The 20,266-nt window shown below is 53.7% G+C and carries 10 protein-coding genes and 1 CRISPR repeat array; of the genes, 4 read left to right on the top strand and 6 right to left on the bottom strand.

The window, feature by feature from the left end; translation table 11 throughout:
• Positions 1-13: 13 nt before the first annotated feature.
• The gene (locus tag DQG13_RS00850) at positions 14-5,491 is read right to left on the bottom strand and encodes an S-layer homology domain-containing protein (RefSeq protein WP_113017466.1); all 5,478 of its coding nucleotides are present in this window, start codon (positions 5,489-5,491) and stop codon (positions 14-16) included.
• A gap of 492 nt (positions 5,492-5,983) precedes the next feature.
• Here DQG13_RS00850 and cas3 point away from each other — a divergent pair, with 492 nt between their 5' ends.
• The 4 genes from cas3 to cas7c are packed head-to-tail and all read left to right on the top strand — an operon-like array spanning position 5,984 to position 11,620.
• On the top strand, positions 5,984-8,212 hold the full coding sequence (gene cas3 / locus DQG13_RS00845; RefSeq protein WP_113017465.1) for a CRISPR-associated helicase Cas3': 2,229 nt from the start codon (positions 5,984-5,986) through the stop codon (positions 8,210-8,212).
• 2 nt (positions 8,213-8,214) lie between these two features.
• Positions 8,215-8,904, top strand: coding sequence for a type I-C CRISPR-associated protein Cas5c (gene cas5c, locus DQG13_RS00840; protein WP_113017464.1), 690 nt, complete (start codon positions 8,215-8,217; stop codon positions 8,902-8,904).
• Positions 8,901-10,730 carry a type I-C CRISPR-associated protein Cas8c/Csd1 gene (gene cas8c, locus DQG13_RS00835; RefSeq protein WP_113017463.1) on the top strand — a complete coding sequence of 610 codons (1,830 nt, stop codon included), beginning with the start codon at positions 8,901-8,903 and terminating at the stop codon, positions 10,728-10,730. The genes cas5c and cas8c overlap by 4 nt, the downstream gene beginning before the upstream one ends.
• Positions 10,731-10,762: 32 nt before the next feature.
• The gene (cas7c, locus tag DQG13_RS00830) at positions 10,763-11,620 is read left to right on the top strand and encodes a type I-C CRISPR-associated protein Cas7/Csd2 (protein WP_113017462.1); all 858 of its coding nucleotides are present in this window, start codon (positions 10,763-10,765) and stop codon (positions 11,618-11,620) included.
• Positions 11,621-11,825: 205 nt separating this feature from the next.
• Positions 11,826-12,800: direct repeats of the CRISPR family, unit length 33 nt; unit sequence GTCGCATCCCGTAAGGGGTGCGCGGATTGAAAC.
• Between the two features lie 94 nt (positions 12,801-12,894).
• On the opposite strand, the gene DQG13_RS00825 is transcribed toward cas7c, so the two are convergent.
• The 5 genes from DQG13_RS00825 to DQG13_RS00795 form a co-directional block, all read right to left on the bottom strand.
• Positions 12,895-14,625, bottom strand: coding sequence for a sensor histidine kinase (locus tag DQG13_RS00825; protein ID WP_181592493.1), 1,731 nt, complete (start codon positions 14,623-14,625; stop codon positions 12,895-12,897).
• Position 14,626: 1 nt separating this feature from the next.
• A complete protein-coding gene (locus DQG13_RS00820) occupies positions 14,627-16,309 on the bottom strand; it encodes a response regulator transcription factor (protein WP_258525397.1) in 1,683 nt (560 codons plus the stop codon).
• A gap of 660 nt (positions 16,310-16,969) precedes the next feature.
• Positions 16,970-18,856 (bottom strand): FAD-dependent oxidoreductase, encoded by a 1,887-nt coding sequence (locus DQG13_RS00805; protein ID WP_113017460.1) that lies wholly within the window; start codon positions 18,854-18,856, stop codon positions 16,970-16,972.
• Complete coding sequence (locus DQG13_RS00800; protein WP_113017459.1) at positions 18,853-19,668, bottom strand: hypothetical protein; 816 nt, start codon at positions 19,666-19,668, stop codon at positions 18,853-18,855. Before DQG13_RS00800 ends, DQG13_RS00805 begins: the two co-directional genes overlap by 4 nt.
• Positions 19,665-20,102, bottom strand: a complete 438-nt coding sequence (locus tag DQG13_RS00795; RefSeq protein ID WP_113017458.1) for a hypothetical protein — start codon at positions 20,100-20,102, stop codon at positions 19,665-19,667. Before DQG13_RS00795 ends, DQG13_RS00800 begins: the two co-directional genes overlap by 4 nt.
• Positions 20,103-20,266 lie beyond the last annotated feature (164 nt).

Raw genomic sequence — 20,266 nt, 5'->3', positions numbered from 1 at the left:
CTTTCGGGTGGCTTTATGGCATTAGTGCGTTATAGATGATGACGGCAGCCTGTGCCCGGGTGGCTGTCTCTTCCGGTGCGAAGCGGCCGTCCTCCAGACCGCTGATGATACCTGCCGACAGGAGCCGGTCAAGGGCTTCCCGGGCATAAGCGGGAAACTCCCGGGCATCCGCGAATGACTCTGTCCCGGCTCCGCGGGCGGGAGTGCGTCCGGCTGCCTCCAGAGTGCGGTACAAGAGCGCCGCCATTTCGGCGCGGGTAATCATGTTGCCTCCGCCGAAGGTGCCGTCTTCGTAGCCTTGCACAATGCCCAAGGCTTGGGCGGATGCCACAGCCCGGTAGTACCAGGCGGTTTTCTCCACATCGGTGAAGGGAGCTTCGGCCCGCTCATTTGCCAGGCTGAAGGCGTTGATCAGGAGCTGCACAAACTCCGCTCTTGTCAGGGCAGCGCCCGGGACGAAGCGGTTTTTTTCCATTCCCTCCGCCACTCCTCTGGCCGCAAGACCCTCGATGGCCTTCCGGGCCCAAGGCGCCTCAGCGGCATCGGTGAAGCCTGCATCCCGGTAGACGGCGGTATAGCGCCCGCCCCGGTCCGCCAGGACAATCATCCGGCCGGTCAGCGGGTCCAGACGGGCGGCGCAGATCAGCGTCAGGCTCCCGTCAGCCTCCACCCGCGCAGCGGTGATCCGGTGCACAGCCTCTCCCGCTGCGCCTTCATACGGGAAGGAGAGCCGGAACGCCGCAAGTCCCGAGCCGGGCTTCAGCACATCCTTGCCATCCTGCCGAACGGCAAAATCATAGCGGGCATTCCCATTCTCCGCATCCGTCCGCATCACTGACAGCTCCACTTCCCCGCCTGCGCGGTTGACGGACGCCGACAACGGGCCTGCAGCAACGGAAAACTCCGCTGCATCTCCCACATTCAGCTTTAGCCATCCGATGGCGTCAGGCAAGCCGCCGGCCACAGTTGCAGGCAAGCCCACGGTCACCCCGGCCAGCCCTGGCGCCGCAGACGCGGCAACTGTCAAGCTGTCCGCTCCCAGGGCCCGGGCATTCCGGATGGCCGCTTCCAGTTCCGCCTGCTGAAGGCTCACCTTCGCCAGGCCATCTGTGCCAGGCATCAGCGCAGGCAGGAAGATTCCGGCTCCCTGTACGGTTGGCTCAGCCGCCGAACTGTTGCCGCCTTGTCCGCCATCGCCCGGCTGGCTGCCTTCCTCCGGCCCGGTACCCGGATCACCGGTTCCCGGATTCTCCCCGGGGTCCACCGGCTCTTCCGGCCCTTGCGTTCCAGTTACGGTAATTACGCTGACCGCCGTATAGCCGCCGTCCTCCGTCACTGCCGACACCAGCGCCGTGCCCGGCTTCAGCCCAGTAATCCGGGCCGTTGCCCCGCCGTACACCGCCTGGGTGACGGACACCAGGTCCGACCGGCCGGTGCTGAAGAACACTCGGGTGTTGTCCGCGTTTGCAGGTGCCACCGCTGCCGTCAGATCCAACGCGCCGCCTACGGCAAGCTCCGCCGCATGCCGGTCCAGTGTGACTCCCGTAACGGGCACCTCCGCCGCTTCTTCTGCCCGCATCAGGAGCAAATCGCCGAACAGCTGGGTATTCTTGCTGGAGCCGATGCCGCTCATATATTCCATCCAGCCCCTGCGCCCGCTGCCGTCATTCTCATTGATCAGCAGCGAGAAACCCAGTACGCCGCCCGCTTGCGGAGTTTGGTTCTCCGGCAGCACTTCCTTCCAGGGAAGCGCAAGCTCATAGACGGTATGGGTGCCGCTCCGGTACACGGCAGCCCGCACCGTCTCCAGCTCGCCCGCCGGCTTGCCGTTGCCCGACATCCACCGCCATACGGTAACCCCATTGGGCCCCAGCGCCATGCCGAACTCATTGTTCTGCGCGCTTCCCGCCCCGTTCACCCGGCCTGTATCAATGGCGAACTGGAGACTGTCTCCTTGCCAGATATCTCCGTCGGTACCGTTCTGCATATGCAGGTTGTCCTGGACATCCATTGCCAGGTACAGATGCCCGCGGTCCCATTTCACATACCCGGTTCCGCTTAAATCCTCCGCACCGCCCCAGCCGATGATATTCTTGATCTGGTCCGCCCGGTTAACGGAGATGGGCATGGCTCCCGCCCATTCCCCCGGGGACAGGATGCCATCTGCCACAGGCGCAGCCCCATCGAAGACAGCAGCCAGGATATTGAAAGGCCGCTGCACCGTTTTGGTGTATCCGTTATCCAATTGGACAGCAAAAGCAACCGACGCTCTTGACCGTTCGGGAAGCTCCGATATTGGGAACACCAGCTTGGTCTGTGCCCCCGGCTGCAGGCCGCCGAAGGTTTGCGGCAGCGCCTCGCCCATGGTCAGATATACCGCATCCCGTACACTGACGGAACCGCTCAGCACCATATCCGGCGTCCGGTTTTCCAGATAGACAGCCGCATTCCACTGGGCCCAGTCGCCCGAAGCAACAGGCTCTGCGGCAATCGTCACCCGCACTGTTTCCAGCACATTCACCGTCAGCTTCAGAGATGCCGCCACCTCTGTTCCGGCCACCACCTGAACGGGAATCTCATACTGCTTCTCCTCTGCATTCAAAGGAATGCGAAGTGTCAGGACTACCGGCGCATTCCCCGGTCCAAAGCCCAGCTCCCCTTCCGTCTGCCAGCCCTCCGGCAGAACGGGGTCCAGCCGCCCGGGGTTCTCCGTACCCAGGCCGTACCGTTCCACATGAACCGTAACCGTCTCACCCCTGCGGGCGTCAACCGAAGACTCGGTCAGCATGTAGGAGTTGTCTACGGACAGCACCTTCACCCCTGCGGCGGAATAAATGAAGACCGGCGCACCGCTGATGGTCACGCTGGCTCTCCCGCCGCTGACCGGCATATGCTTGAGGCTGCCGTCAATTCCCACCACAGTAAGGCTGCTATCCTCCGTGGCAAGAACAGCGGACTTGATATCCTCATTGGCGGCCCATAGGGACGTAATGACGCTGTTTTTCCCCTCATCCCAAAAATCGTAGCCGTAGTACGGATGCTCCACTCCCGCCGCTTCCCCCATGTACTGCGTGTCCTTCAGCACCTTGGACAGCGTATAGTAGCCGTAATAAGAAGGCTTCGGATTGCCGTACCAGTCGATGATGCCCAGGTTGTGCTCGAGATTGGACGCATCCGTTCCATCATCCTGAAGGGAGTACCAGAACAAGCTCTTGACCCCTCCAGCGGCGGCATGCATATAGGACCGGGCCAGATAATTCCGTTGAGTCACCCGGTCAACAGCCTTCAGATAACCGCCCCCGGTATAGGTGCTCCAGCCCAGCTCAGTAAATACGATAGGCTTTGCTGCGTCGCCGTATTTGGCCATCAGCGCTTTGATATCCCGGATCTTCCCGATGAGCATCTCGGGAGCCCCTTCTGTCAGACCAGGCATTTTGCCCTCGGAATACTTCACATACGGATGCACGTCCAGCACGTCAAAATAGGTCCGCACCCTTGCCCCGTTCTGCCCGTCAGACTTGTACAGATTCTCCAGCCAGGTCATACTGGCCGGCTCCGTGCCGCCCAGGGCGGGCTCCACCAGCAGATTGCGGCTGTCCACCGCCTTCATGCTGTCATGATTGGCCTTGATAGCGGCCGCCACATCAGCCACCGGTCGCCCCTTCAGATCAGGCTCGTTGTAGGTTGAGAAGCTCCAGGCTCCCCGCTTGTTGTCCTCACGGACGTACTGGTCCCCGTGGTAAAACAGGTGAAAACCCAGCCCGAATTTGGCGTACATGCTGTTCACCCAGGAATCATGAGTCCACCAACGGCTGTTGTTGATGCCTTCGATATTCCGCATCAGCATCAGCTTGCGGATCAGGTTCAAATCCTCCTTGGCGCCATGATGGACATAATTGCCGCCGCCGTACGGGGAATCGTTGATGGAGAACAGATCCCCCACCTTCTCCCCGCCCAGCACCCCCGGCGTCCGGAGCTTCACAGTCCTTACATCCTTTCGCTCCCCGGAGGCGCTGCTGAAGGGCGTCACCGCCACATAGTAAGTGGTATCCGGCTCCAGGGCGCTATAGAGCAGATGTTTGCCCTTTTGCTCCACGGAGCCGTTCTCCGCTGTGGCTTTAGGCGACAGACCCGCCGTTGTGGCGAAGTCTGTTTTCTCCGCATACACGCCGTACTTGTTGACCTTGTTCACTACACTGTTGTAGGAGGACCAATCCAGATGCAGCGTGCGAAAATTTTTTAGCTCCGCCGTAAACTCCACTTGATCAGGCATATCGGTTTTGGGTAGAGCCGGGTCGTACAGCCTCCAGCCCCAGACAGCGATTTCCCCGGCTATCAGCTGGTCGGAATCCAAGGCATTGTGCAGGATAATCCGCAGATACCTGGCATTCATTCCGGACAACCCAAAGGCCTCAGTTTTGACCATGGCGCCGGCATAACGGCTGTTGGGATTGGCCGTATAGCCCAAGCTGAAATAAGTGATGCCGTCCGTGCTGGCCAACACCTCGAAGCCGTCCATAAACCGGGCGTTGTCCGCCTTGGTCCAGACGTCGATTTGCCCAACCTGGTACATATCCTTCAGATCAAAGGTGACCGTTGCGTATTTCCCCTGAGCTCCTGTGGCGGATGAAGCTGCATAATCGGCTGCTTCCTCCAGGCCGGAGCCGTCTGTCAGATCAGGCGCTCCGCCGGCCCCGTCCTGCTTGGCGCCAGCTTCATTATCCGAGGCGATCAGCCCCGGCTCTGTGGGAAAGGGCTGATCCGTTCCCCATTGATAGGAGGCTTTGGTGTCCAGCGTGGGCGTAGACAAGCCGTATGGACCGTCCGCCCTGAGGAGATTGCCGCTTAACAGTGCCTGCGCCTCCGCCGCATGCCCCCAGACTGCCGCTTCCGCCAGCCGCAGTGTGCGCTTCTGCGGGTCCTTGTGCACGATAATCTTCACGTAGCGGGCAATGGCTCCCGGCAGGATCTCTACGGATATGGAGCCCTGCCCTGTCAAGGAGGTGTCAGCGCTTTCAAGCGCTCCCGCACGCCGGTATCCGGCGCCATCCAGGCTGGTGTACACCTCCACCTGGGCAAAGCCGCTCTCTGCTGTTACAGCCGTCCACACTTGAACGGACGATACCTGATAGAACCCCTTCAAATCATAGATGAGCGTTCCGTATGCCTCTCCCGTCTTGTCTGCGGTGGCAATGCCGCCGTCTCCCGCTTCTCCGTCGGCCAATATCTCTCCGGAATCCGCCGCGGCAAACGCCGCATCAGCCGAATGGAGGCCTGAGATCTGCCAGCGGTAATCCGCGTAGGTGGCCAACGCCACCGTGCCGCCCGGAAACAGGCTTCCCAGCCGGTTTCCGCTTAACAGCCTGGGCGCCTCCCCTCCGATTGGTTCAGCCTTTGCCGCAAGCGGTACAGGCGCCGTAATGGCCGCCGAACCCAGCAGCAGCGTCAAAGCGCATATTATGGTGCACAATCGTTTTGCCTGCCGAATCATTCTCCAGCCCCTTCCCCTTTGTTATGAAATGGCGCATCTCTGGTCAAGCCCGATGCCTGTCTGAAGCATAATCAACAGTGTGCAAAAGCAAAACGCCATCATTCTAATAATGGTTACTTTTTTTATGAACAGGGCCGTGGCCATTTTTATACAGAGTTCATTTTTTTAAGGCCACATTGCGCTATAACAAAGAAGAAAGGGGCACAAGGCCCCTTTCAGTCTTCCTGCACAGCATGACAAATCAAATAAGCACACTGTTTCAATCCACGTCGCCGCTCCAATCCTTTCACCATAAGCATGGAGGCAAAAAGGGGACTCAATCGGCTTCGACTTGCATTTCCAGATTCAGGGTTGACAGCATTTGGATATGGAGATAAAATAGTGACAAGTCAATTTTCAAATAAGTACACTGAACTATATTCTCTTCTAACCGTATATCTCCCCCAGATCTGCAGACGTTTTTAATTTTACCACAAAGGCAGAGATGCTGCTATGCTGCTGTCAGTTTATGCCCACACCAAACATGACCCCCTCACCAAGGCTCTTCTACCCCAAGTACATTGGCATCTTCTTGATCGACATTCCCGCGATACCGCCCGTCTTGCCTTCCGGCATGGGCAGCACTTTCATGCAGGTAAATTAGCTGAGGTTGCCGGCTTAGCTCATGATTACGGAAAAAATTCAGTTATTTTCCAAAAACGGTTGGTTGACTCCACTATCATTGCCGACCACAAAAGCGCAGGCGCCCGTGCGGTGTATGCCCAATACCCGTTTCCTGCGGGACTCTTGCTGGCCTATGTTATATTTGGTCATCATAGCGGGCTGCCCAACCATATTTCCACCTCTGCCAAGGCTATCGGTCTGGAGGATGTGCTTAAGGAGCCCCTCACCTGGGTTGAGGGAGTTAATCCCAGCCTCCCGCCTCTATCCAAGGAAGACATCCCCCCAATGGCCCCTACTCTCAATCCGGGCTTGTCTCGCTCTCTAATGATTCGCATGCTTCATTCCGCGCTGGTAGACGCAGATTATCTGGATACCGAACAGTTTCTGCAACCCGATAAAGCCGCTAAACGAAACTCTTACCTCCCCTTGCCGGAGCTGTATGGACCCTATGAGATGAAAATCGAAGAACTGCTTAGCCGGACGCCGGATTCAGAGGTGAATCAACTCCGGCGGGAGGTACTCGAAGGCTGTTTGGAGAAGGCGTCAGGCCCCAAAGGCTTCTATACGCTTACCGCCCCTACAGGCAGCGGCAAGACCTATGCTGCCTTGGGCTTTGCATTCAGACACGCCAAGCATCACGGCATGAGCCGCATCGTTACCTGCTTGCCTTTCATTTCTTTGATCGAGCAAACCGTTTCCGTTTACCGGAACGCTCTGGGTGATCTGGAGGGCAATATAGTGTTGGAGCATCACAGCAATATAACGTTCACGAAAGAACAGGAAAGTGAATTTGATCCCCGTTTAATGGCGGCGGAGAACTGGGATGCGGGGCTGATTGTGACAACCAATGTACAGTTGTTCGAGAGCCTGTTTGCCGCAAAACCTTCCAAAACGCGAAAATTGCATCGTTTGGCGAATAGCATCATCATACTCGATGAAGCTCAAACGTTGCCCGAAAAATTGCTGAAGCCAGTGCTTGCTGTTCTAAGATGCCTGTGTGTGGACTATGGAGCAACAGTGGTGTTCAGCACAGCCACTCAACCCGCCCTTAAGACGGAGTGGCTGGATGGACTGCAGGCTGAAGAAATCATCCCCAACCCTGCACATATGTACACCCGAATATGTCGGGTTCAAACCGCTTCCTTGGGAGAACAATCGGATGAAGAGTTGACCTCTCGCATCATTGAGCAGCCAAAAGCATTATGCATTGTGAATACCAGGAAACAAGCGCGGCTCTTGTATGGGCGTGTTGCCAATAAAGTTGGCAAGGCCAATGTTTTTCACCTAAGCGGACTGATGTGCGCCGAGCACCGCAGTTCCAGTCTAAAGGAAATCTCCGCCAAACTTGAATCGGGAGAATGTTATGTCATCTCTACCCCTTTAATTGAAGCGGGAGTGGATCTGGATTTCCCGGTTGTATTCCGGCAGATGGCAGGAATCGAAGCCATCGCCCAGGCAGCAGGCCGCTGCAATCGGGAAGGCAAACTTAGAGATATACGCGGGAACCTTCAGAAAGGGCAGGTTTTTCTATTTGATTCTGCCGATCATCCGGTCCGACACGCATGGTATAAGGAGCGAGCCCAATTCTCCCGCCTCATTCTCCGGAGCTATTCTGATCCGCTGGCGCCAGACGCTATTCATGCCTATTTCAACCGTCTGTATGGATTCGGAAAAAATCTGGACGAGCAGGGAATATTGAAAAAACTGAATGGCGGCGCAGACGAGTATTCCTTTCAATTCCGCGAGATCGCAGATACCTTCAAATGGATAGACGAAGAAGCTGTTCCTGTCATCATTCCCTGGGATCAGGCCGCACGAAACTATCTGCTGCAAGCGCAAGCCGCCTTGTACCCCGCTTTCTACATGCGCAAGCTGCAGCGATATACTGTTCCTCTCTATTCGGGAGAAATGGCGCAGCTGCGATTAACAGGCCGATTGGGGGCGATTGGCGATACGATTTTCTACCTGAAGGATAAGGAGGGACGGATTGGAGGAGAAATCACAGACCGGTATCATGTCAAAACAGGACTGCTTGTGCAACCGAAGGAGGAGGATTAATCATGGGGTATGGAATCACCCTTCACGTCAAAGGGGAGTACGCCCTGTTCACCAGGCCTGAGCTCAAAGGGGAACGGGTCAGCTATGATGTCATAACGCCATCGGCGGCTCGCGGCATATTGGAGGCTATCCTATGGAGGCCTCCGTTAAAATGGGTAATCGATCAGATCACTGTTCTGAACCCCATTGAATTCGAGCCCATACGCCGCAATGAAGTGGGCTCCAAAATCTCGCCCCGCAATGTCTCGGCAGCCATGGCCGGAACCGCTGTCGATCTTCATCAGAATCCTGTGGAGGACCGTCAACAACGCGCTTCCCTGGTACTGCGAAATGTGGAATATTTGCTGGACGCCCATTTTACTATTCTGAAGGATAAGGCTGGAGAAAATGATACCCCTGAGAAATTTTACAACATGTTCTTGCGTCGGGCGAGGCAAGGCCAGTGCTTTCATCGCCCCTATCTGGGATGCAGGGAATTTGCCGCTCATTTCCGATTGATGGAAGAAGACGAGAAACGGCCCGTCAGCTATTATGCCGGTGAAAGTGAACGCGACTTGGGGTGGATGCTGCAAGATCTGGAATACAAGCAGGAAACGGCGAACAAGAAACAGCTTTACAGTTACACTCCTTATTTTTTCCGGGCGTCTATGAAGCATGGAATTATCCAGATCCCCCAAGAGGTGAAGCTATGATTTTACAAGCATTATGCGGTTTGTACGACCGTATGGCAGAGGACGATCAGTATGAAACCGCTCCGCCTGGATATGCAGTAACTCCTGTATCCAAATGTCTGGTTCTGGACATCGACGGAAATCTGATCACGGTGCTGGACCTGATGGAAGAACGGGAGATTCACACTCCAAGTGAAAAAAAGAATAAGACTTCAGCCAAAAACAGAAAATTTTTCCCGAGACGTTTAATTACTCCCCGTCAACCCAAACGTTCTGGTAGCAGACCTGAGCCTGCCTTTCTCTGCGAGAACGCCAATTTCCTTTTTGGCCTCTATAGTGATGAAGCAGGCGCCAGTTACCGGTATGAAGCCAGTCTCTCCCTTCACCAACACATTCTCCAGGACGTGAATGACAAGGGAGCCAGAGCGGTTCTTGGTTTTTTTGCCAAAAGAAAAAAAGGCTCCCTGGACTATCCTGGAGTAGAGGGGATTGCCGAGCTGGTCGATAGTGGGGGAAACCTGGTATTCAGCCTGATAGAGGATGAAGAATTCGAATTCATCCATCAACGGCCGATGATCAAAGCAGCTTGGGAAAGATACCTTGGCTCCTTATCGGAGCAGGCTTTCATCGGACAATGTTTGGTAACCGGAGAAGTAGGGCCTATCGCCCGGATTCATGGCAATCTGGACGGATTTGGTAAGGACAAGCCTACTCTGATTGGGTTCAATCAGGACAGCTTCACCTCTTTCGGCAAGGAAAAGGGGAGCAATGCCCCCGTATCGGAAGCAGCCGCCTTCAAGTATATCACTGCCTTGAATCTGCTGATAAACGACCGTTCTCACTGCTTCAACCTCCATGGAGACAAGGTTTTGTTCTGGGCCGAAAAAAAAGCTCCTATGGAAGAAGCCGTAATTGGCACGATGTTGGACAAAGCAGGGACAGCTTCACGCTACAAACTAAATGAAGTCATGGCCCGCCGTATAGAGGGCATTCTGAAGGCTTTATATGCAGGGACTGCACCACGGGATCTGGAGCTTAACCCAAACACCCGGATATTTATGTTAGGCTTGGCAGCCAACAAAACAAGGGTTGTCGTCCGCTATTTCTATGTGAATTCTTTCGGAGAACTGGTGGGGCGCCTGCGGCAGCATCAGGAAGACATCCGTGTCGAGGGTGCTCCATGGGAGCCGGAGCATCCTTCCTTTGAGCAAATCTTGCTGGAAACGGCGGTTCGGAGAGAAAGCAAGAATGTCCCTCCCCCTCATCAGGTATCTCTGATCAGAAGTATTATGAGAGGGACTCCTTATCCTGACAGTTTGTTGATGGCGATGATCGGGCGGATACGCGCAGAAGCAGCCGACGATGCAGCCAAGGCAATTAACCGCATCCGGATTGGTGTGATCCGAGGCTGTCTCAACCGGGCAGCCAGACAACTTCATAATGAGGAGCTGATTAGTGTGGGACTGAACCCTAATGAAACAGCAGTACCCTATCTCTTGGGACGCATCTTTGCCATCCTGAATAAAGCCCAATACGATGCCTTGGAAAAGGTCAATGCCTCCATCGTGGACAAATATCTGAACGCAGCATTGGCTAGTCCTCAGCAGGTGTTCACATCCTTACTGGCAAATGCGGAACATCACTTCTCTAAGAGTGAAAAGTATTGGACACGTCAGCTTCTGGTGGATGTAATGGACTTGATGCCTTCATTGGGATTTCCGTCCACTTTGAATGCCGAAGAACAGGGGCAATTCCTGGTGGGATTCTATCAGCAGCAGAAGGAGTTTTTTCGGGGAGCCAAGGATAGCCAAACCGTCACAAGTCAGAATGGCATAGTAAACGGATAATAGGTGAATTTTACAATTGGGAGGCGGAAGAAATGGAAAACATGTTGAAGAACCGGTATGATTTTATCCTCTACTATGATGTGGAAAACGGCAATCCGAATGGAGACCCCGATGCAGGCAACATGCCGCGGATTGATCCGCAAACCGGTTATGGGATCGTCAGCGATGTTTGCCTCAAGCGCAAGGTAAGAAATTATGCGCTGTATGCCCGGGAGGGACAAGAAGGCTTTGACATTTATGTAAGCGAAGGGGCTGTGCTGAACAACAAACAGCGAGAAGCCTATGAAGCTACCGGATTGAAAACAAAAGACAACAAGGATGACAAACTAACCGCCCAAGCCTATATGTGCCAACGTTTCTTTGACGTGCGCACCTTCGGTGCGGTTATGGATACGGGGGATTTCAAATGCGGTCAGGTACGCGGACCGGTTCAACTCTGTTTTTCCAAAAGTGCGGACCGGATTTTCCAGCAGGAAGTGACCATTACCCGCATGGCATCTACCACCGAGAAAGAAAACGCTACGGAAAACCGGACAATGGGACGGAAATATCTGGTTCCCTATGGCCTGTACCGGGCAGAGGGATTTATTTCTCCCAAATTCGCTCAAAAAACAGGTTTTGACGAAAACGATCTTGCCTTTTTCTTTGAAGCGCTTCAAAATATGTTTGAACTGGACCGTTCCGCATCCAGAGGCAAAATGTCCGCCCGTAAATTAATTGTGTTCAAACACGAGTCGGAACTGGGGAATGCTCCCGCGGCGGCATTATTTGATTTAGTTGAAGCGAAACTGATTAATCCGGGCCAGCCTCCACGGGCATATCGGGAGTACGAGATTACCTTGGACAAGGCATCTGTGCCTGAAGGTGTTGAAGTGTTGGAACTGCTTTAGACACGCGGATCTAATTGTCCAGGAAGGTGCGAATGCCAAGCTCACATAAAACCCCCGGCTCCTTCGCACCTCAGAATTTGTCGAATGACAGTGTATAAAGGAACAAAAATAGTTGTCAAGACAGCATCCATACTTTATTTAGTTGCTTCCAGAGAGAATAATAATTTATTTTTCTAAAACCGATATAGATACAAGCATTTTTGCGGTCGCATCCCGTAAGGGGTGCGCGGATTGAAACCAGAAGTACCTCCCTGCTGAGTCGCTGGAGATCCTGTCGCATCCCGTAAGGGGTGCGCGGATTGAAACCCATCGTGTCAAGCGCTTTTCTAATTGCCACCAGGGTCGCATCCCGTAAGGGGTGCGCGGATTGAAACATACGTTTACCCTGGCGGAGAGAGTGGCGACAGGGTCGCATCCCGTAAGGGGTGCGCGGATTGAAACCTTGTTTTTAAAGCAATCTCTTCTCCAGTTTCTTTGTCGCATCCCGTAAGGGGTGCGCGGATTGAAACGCCAAGGGGTGAATACATAGAATGGACATGCAGGCGTCGCATCCCGTAAGGGGTGCGCGGATTGAAACGTCACATCAACGATAATCGGCGTCAACGTTTCCAGTCGCATCCCGTAAGGGGTGCGCGGATTGAAACGATTAGTTTTGCTTCCAAACGGTCTAATTTGCGGGTCGCATCCCGTAAGGGGTGCGCGGATTGAAACATGCTTTTGCATCATGTTATCCTGATACGTGGTCGTCGCATCCCGTAAGGGGTGCGCGGATTGAAACACGTATTGGGACGAAAAGCTGCGCGGCGTCTTCGTCGCATCCCGTAAGGGGTGCGCGGATTGAAACGATAGTGCCAGCCTTGCGCACGAGACGGAGCAGGTCGCATCCCGTAAGGGGTGCGCGGATTGAAACCTTGCGGAATTACTACGTAAAGCCAAGATGACGCAACGTCGCATCCCGTAAGGGGTGCGCGGATTGAAACGGCGCTGTCTTACGCGTAGCATCCGCTACCGGGTCGCATCCCGTAAGGGGTGCGCGGATTGAAACAGCTTGATATTTAAGTTTTTGATAATTGGTTTGAAGTCGCATCCCGTAAGGGGTGCGCGGATTGAAACACCCGTATGTGATCCTTCTCTCGCTTCCAAGCCTGTCGCATCCCGTAAGGGGTGCGCGGATTGAAACCCTTACGTCAATGCCAGCATCTACGTGGACGATCATGTCGCATCCTGTATGCCAGCCTATGTCGTGGAGTTGTCCCCTCACTGGAAAGCAACATTTACTCCTTAACCCGAAACGGCACCACAATAGAGGCGATCAGGCCCCCCTCCGGGCGGAGACGGTATTCCAGTCCGTAGGCTTCCCCGTAATGGAGCTGGATGCGCTGATGCACATTGCGGATGCCGTAGCCCTTGTCCCGCAGCTCGCCGTTTACGATCAAACGCAGCTTTTCCACATCCACCGGAATAAAGCCGTTGTCCTCCACCAGAATATGCAGCTCCTCCCCCCGGTTCTTCACGCGGACCCACAGCTGGCCTTCCCCGTCCATACTCTGCACCCCGTGGAAAATGGCATTCTCCACCAGCGGCTGAATCACCACCTTGGGCACCATACAGTTCTCCAATCCCTCGTCCACATCCCAGAATACCTCGAATACGCCGGGATACCGCTTCATCTGAAGGCGGATGTAGGCCTGCACATGCTCCATTTCCTCGCTTACCGTAATAATGCTCTTGCCCTTGCTCAGGCCGATGCGCAGAAGCTTGGACAGATCCTTCACCATAGCGCCCACATCCTGGTTCCCGCTGTCCAAGGCATACCAATAGATGGAATCCAGGGTATTGTACAAAAGATGGGGCGTAATCTGGGAATGCAGCGTCGAAAGCTCCTGCTCCTTCTGCTTGATCTGCATGCCGTAGTTTTCCTCGATGGACTGGTCCAGCCGCTGGGTCATCCGGATGAAGGCCTGGTGCAGCAACCCAAACTCATCCATCCGCTGCCGCGGCGGCGACATGTCGAAGGGCAGGCGGCGGCCCGGCTCATACACCCGGGTGAACATCACCAGCTTGCCCAAGGGCTTAATAATGTCCCGGAGCACGTACAGCACAAACAGCAGCACAAACAGCAGATAGACCCCCATCATGATGGTGATGGTCCGCTGGAATTGGGCCTGGTTGCCGGTGATGGACGCCAGCGGAATCTTGTAAACCAGCCGGGTTCCAAACCGGCTTTCATAGGAAACCGCGTACAAATAGGCGTGGCTGTCCGCGGCGTAGGAATAGTCCGATTCGTGACTTTTTAATGAGGCGGGAAGCTCCCCCTCCGCAATCGCCCCCTCCCCGTACTGCATCAGCAGCTCTCCCCCGCTGTCATACAAAAAAATCGCCGCATCCTTGGGAAGCTGCACGGCGATCATATTTTTCATCAGCAGCACCTCCAGCTTGGACACCGCCAAAAAGCCGAGGGTTTCGTCATACTTTTCCGGATGAAGAATGGCTCTGGTAAACAGAACGGTAGGCGAGCCGCTCCCGATGCTGGCCAGACGGACTGTGCCCGCCCCTTTCTCCAACAGCGTCTCCTCCGCCCAGGGAGGGTACTCCTCGGTGTTCCCGCTTAGATAAATAATTCCTTTATTTTTGGCAGTGGCATCCACCGGCAGCGTATTTTCCTCCTTCAGGTACAAGGCGTACTCCGTGCCGTCCGAGGACCAGCGCCCCAGAATGGCATCCGCCTCGTTCATCTCCCCCAAAGTGCTGATATTGGTCCAAAAAGCCAATTGCGACGAATTGCTGAAAAAATAATTGTCCAGAAAGGTAATGGTTTTGTCCCGCACGGAAATCAGCGTATTCTCCATCATGGCATGGTTTTGCTTGACCAGTTGGAGCATGGTCTTCCCTACCTCCTCCTTGATGGTAGCCGAGGTTTTGGAGGAGGAGGCCCAGCCCACTGCCAGAAAAGGCCCGATGATGAACAGACAAAAGGCCAGGATCATTTTGTGTTGGAGCTTCAAGTCAATTCCCCCTGAACGCTTTGCGGTAATCTGCCGGCGAAACTCCCTCCAACCGTTTGAACATGCGGCTGAAGTGCTCCGGCGATTGGTACCCCACCTGATAGGAAATTTCATAACGCTTCATATCCGTTCCGGCCAGCAGCCGTTTGGCCTCCTCCATCCGGACCTCCGACACGTAGTCCCACAGATTGGCGCCGGTTTCCTTTTTGAACAAATAGCTAATATAGGCCGGGCTGAAATGGACCTCTCCGGCAATATCCTGGATTTTCAGCTCATGGTTTCCGTAATGAGACTGGATAAAAGCCTTGATCCGGGCCACCACCGTCTGGTCCCGCTCGCTGATGCAGGTTTTGAGCAGGGCGGACAGCTCCTGCATATAGCGCGCCAGCGCCTGGGCCTTGGCCCGGGGGTCCATGCCGCGGAAATACAGATCGGGGTCCAGACGGCGGAAGGCGTCGCTTTTGTCATGGCCGTAATCGAACAAGAGACCGTATAAACGGTACACCAGAATGCCAAAGCAGCTGTGAAAAATCCCCTCCGACCCGGTCAGGCCATCCAGCAGGGCCAGCATCTTCTGCAGCTCCTCCCCGGCGCTCAACGTCTTCTCCTCCGGGCTGCCGTCCTGCTCCAGTCCATCGGAGCGGTCCTCCTCCTTCAGCTTCTGGACCAAAACCTCCACCTTGGCCACCCATTCCATCATCCGCAGATTGCCCAAGGAGGCCATATCCGCATAGTAGAGAATCCGGTTGTCCGGGTGGAGCTTCCGCCATTCGATGGCCGCCTCCGCCTCCTCCATCAGCTTGGGCAGCATGGACAGATTGGCGCTCAGGGAGCTGAGGCCCACCGTTGCGGTCACATTAAGGTACTGCTTGAGGTTCATCACAATAGTCTGGCCGATGAGGTTCAGTCGGGAATCCAAATGCTGGGGCGCCGCCGCGGCCTCCCCCGCCTCCAATTGAATCACGCAGACCAACTGGTTGCCGAAGCCGTTGAAGGCCACGCCGCACCAGTCCGACAGACTCTCCTCCAGAATGTTGATGGAGGCGTATTTCAAGAGCTTCCGGTCCCGCAGGGTGATCTCCTGCTGGCTGAAGCCGCCTTTGGTCAAATCAAGATGGACAATGGCAATGCCGCAGTTGGCTCCCTGCTCCTTCAGCGGACCGCCGATGTCCTGGAGCAGCTCCCGGCAGTCCTTTTCATGAAGCTCTTTGGCAGTTACCAGCTCCATAAGCGCCTCCTGGCGCTTGGCCTTCTGCAGCTGCTCGCCGCTGTCCTTGGTGACGGACTGGCGCAGGGTCAGCCGTCCGGCCTCCTCCTTCTCCCGCAGCACCCGGCCTACCACCTGGGTCAGCTCCTCCAGCTCCACCGGCTTGATCAGATAATCCTTGGCGCCCAGGCGGAGGGACATTTTGGCGAAATCGAATTTTTCATGGGCGGAAATCACCACCACCGGCAGATGGGGCTGCTCCAGGAGAATCGCCTCCATCAGCTCAATGCCGTTCATCATGCCCATCTGAATGTCGGTAATAACCAAATCATAGCCATCCATCCGCAGACAGTCCAAGGCCTCAAACCCGTTGGAAGCGATTTCGACATAGCCGATCTGAAGCGGAGCGCTCAAGAGGTAGCTTTTGATTCCGGCGCACACCCGAGGCTCATCGTCTACTACCAATACTCTGTACACCGCACACCATCCTTTGCTTCGGCCGTTGTCCGCGGCCCCTTTACCTCTCATGTTAGCATGGGCAGGGAGGCCGGTTATGATGTATTCTTGCGGAAATGTGATCTATTCTATCCTTTATCCAGTGTATTGCAAAAAAGCGGCGGATGCCAGCGGAGTAATCTGAAAAGAAGCGACCGCCTAATCCTTTGAGGAGGTTGTTGCCGAGGGATTTCGAGAGAATGGGGGGGCTGTCCGAAAAATACGCTAAGGTAAATCCATATTCGGCAGAAAGGACCGGGTGGTAAAGGATTTTCTGCAGAAAAACCGGCTTCGGAAGCATACGTCTGAGGACAAGCCGAATCTGGCTAACGAATCTCTACCACGCTATTTCGCGAAAATGGGCATGATAAAAAATCTAACGAATCTATATCACGTTATTCCCCTGTATGAACGCATTTCGGCGCAACTCCGGACAAATAGCGATCCTACGATTCGTTAGATTTAAAACAGGCTCACATATAGTCAAATAGCAATACCTAGATTCGTTAGCGTTTCTCCCATTTGACTTTTCGGACAGCCTCCTTCGTGTTTGCGTACTCCCATGCCTGCTGGTTTTGGATTCCGAGCGATTGCAGTTTATCGAATTTCGTCCTCACTCGTTTCCATTGCTTCGCCCCCGCATCATCGCCGGGATTTCGTTTCCCTCCATCCCTCAAGAGCAGTTTTTACAACATGTTTAATATTGTCTGTCACCGAATACTCATAGGTGCCCGGCTCTCTGGAGGTAATCCTCTGAATATAGCTTCCATCCTCCACTGCCCTATTCAGAGCTTTTCCAATCACGTCCCTCCACTCCTGGTGCGAATTTCCTATCTTAATCAGGGCCATGACAGAATGGGCAAAGTATTGGAAATAATTAATGCGGAACACAGCAGCAGCTATGCTGGAATCTGTGTTTTTCTCATACAGCGGTTTTTGCAATTCCTCAGGATTTTCGATGATATTGCATAATTCCGAAATAATTCCCGTATCTCGCAGCTTTCCTGACAGATAAATGGACATATACCCGCGCATCTGGTTGTTTTTTCTGCAGTCCTGCAGCACAAAGGAATCTCTCTCTTGCACCATTTCCCTTAAGAGAGGAAGCGATGAACGGTCACCCAATACCGCAAGGGCAATGGCACAGTGCTTCTTCAAAAATTCCCCTTCCGCAGCCTCCATCCATTCTCTCAGATAGGGGATTATGGCGTCCCCCAGCCTTTTGGAGGACCATATGGCAACTCCAGGCTTCGCTCCGGATAATCCCTCACGAATTTGCTCCGGGTCTGTGAGCCATTCTATGCTTTTATTCCTGCCGGGATCTGCCGGATAAGCAAATATCGCTCCCGTATTATTTTTTTCATCCAGACATCCGCTTTGCTCCAGAATAGGCCGCAGTTCCTCATAGGATACATCATGAATGGGAATGGACTTGCGAATGGACAGCCATGCCGCTTCAGCCGCCGCCTCCCCTGCCTTCTGCATATCCCGCTGCATCCTGACACAGGCGGATAAATCATGATCCAGAGACATACACCGGCCGGCGACCAGAATTCCCTCCTGCTCTTTAGGGATCATGACTTCCAGAGGAACCGGTACACTTATATTAACGGCACCCAAGTTGCTTGCTACAAACCAGTCTTGAAGCACTTCACTTTCCATGGCGTTATCCCTGCCGTGTTTATCCACATCGGCACTGGCATAGAAGACAGGATTTTCCCTATGCTTACCCTGAAATTCATCGGAAAGCGTCAGTGTAACCCTGCCTTCTATCCTTCGTCCCTCTCTGATTCCTATAAGCGGAGCGAGATAGAACAGCCTCTCCTCTTCCGGATAAGTATCCTCCAACTGCCGGGCATGTGCATTCACAATACCCTCGGACAAATGGAAGGCATTCGTCTGATCCGTACAGCCTGAATCCAGATTGGTCCGGACAATGTCCCCCGCTCTCAAACACACCTTTACACTGGTGAAAGGTTGGCTTCTTCCATCCAGCTCCCTCCCCATATGTGTCTTGCAGCCTGCCAGCAAGCTTACTTCAGCGTCTCCGGTACAGTCTATAACTATTTTGCAGCCACTGGCCTTCAGTCCCCGGGGCCCAACCCACTGAACGCCCTTGATGCCATTTCCCTCCATAAAAACACCGGTAACAGCGGATTCATAGCACAAGTGCACTCCATGCTCCAGGGCGGCCCGCTCCAATGCATATTTCTTGGCATCCGGGTTAAATCCGCTGAATTTCGCATACACTTTCCCGTGATATTCCTCGATTTCTTGATCCAGTTCTTCAAACAAACCACTGGGAGAGCCGAAATAGTAGCCGTTTACAGCCCCGGCGGTCCCTGTACCTCCCATGCTATTCATTCTTTCAATTCCCAATACCTTTAATCCTCTGCGTGCCGCTGCAATGGCGGCAATGGCGCCGGCTGTGCCCAAGCCTGCCACAATCACATCATAGGATTCGGAGCAGGGACTCTCCGCCACCTCTTTTTCCACTACGAGCGCATCTACTTTTTGCAAAAGCTTCATTGCAGCCTCACCTTCCCTTCAGCATACAACAGTCCTGCTTCAAGGGCCTCCAGGGGATTCCGGTAGGCAGCGGACGGCAGCAAGCTCCAATTATCCATAACCCTGACAGGACCCTGGTCTACCCGGATATCAAAAGCTCCTCCTACAGCAAGGATCTTCCATGCAGCCCATTCCATTGGTCTCTTCATCCAGAATTTATGAAGCTTCGCTCTGGCGGAGCTCCAGTCATCATCAGCTTCAATAGGCAAGCTTACAATGATCTCTCCCTTTTGCTTGCCTTTCATAAATTCCACTGTTCCCTGGGATACCAGACGGTTTGTCGGGATACCCTCCTCAGAATACAACAACGCATTGATACTTTTACTTTTTATGAAATCTTTTGAAAGAGCGTCCGTCCTTGTATCCATAATTTGATCGCTGAAAAATTTCATAAAGCCCGATGTGGTATGGACCAGCACGCAATATCTGGTTTTCTCCCAAGTAATGCTGACAATAGTGGCCATGAACAGGTGATGCAGCTGATCCTCTTTTATCCTGTTGTACATTAGCGGCGCCAAGGCCGGAATATGAACTTCTCCCTGGTCCGACAGAATATTTCTTTGCCGCATTTCCATTTTCAAGTTATTTCCAACTTCCGATAAAACAGGTTCATTCCATCCTTCTCCGATTCTGTAGGCAGTGGCAAATTCATATCCTGCAAGAGCGGTTCCTTCCAGGATCAGAGTATCTGCTTTATTGGCATAAGCTGCCCCTATTCCTGCAAAGGTTGCTCCAAGAACAATCAAAGGATAGAAGTCTCTTATTTCATTCACTGGTATCCCCGCTTTCCTGTATCCTCTATAACGACAACATCATCATGAAACACGGTATCCTTAAAGATAAATTCGTTGCAGCCTGTTGGTTTTTTAATGAGCTTATCATTGACCAGGTTCCCGGTGTGGTCCAAATAACCCTTTACCTGTACGGACCTGTGATGAATACAAATATAATCCTGGCTTCCATCAACGGAAACCTCTAAGGCGGTAGCCTGATTTTGCTCCAAAGCCGCTCCTTCTGCAAAAGCATTTATATACTTCACCTTTACTTCCGGTTTCGGGTCTCGATAAGGGACTAGAACCGTAGTAAAACAGGCATCACCGGCTGCCGCCCATTCTCCGCCCAAGGGTATTTCCTTTTCCACAATGCGGTTGGCAAACCTGATAATAGGATCGATTTCTTCTTTCGTATTCCACCCATGCTTTGTCATACTCTTTCCTATTTACGGCCGCTTTTATCGGTTCCATTCCAGGCTGGTTCAAATCCATCACTGTTCCGAAAAACTCTTCGTCGCCCATAAGCTCTTTTGTATATTGGGGATCTTTACGTTTCAATGGATACTGCAGATTATGTTCCATGATGATCTCCTTTGAT

This window comes from Paenibacillus sp. YN15 (assembly GCF_003285005.1).
Classification (GTDB): domain Bacteria; phylum Bacillota; class Bacilli; order Paenibacillales; family NBRC-103111; genus Paenibacillus_AR.
Note: the sequence above shows the minus strand (reverse complement) of the source record. Positions and strands in the feature narration are given on the sequence as shown.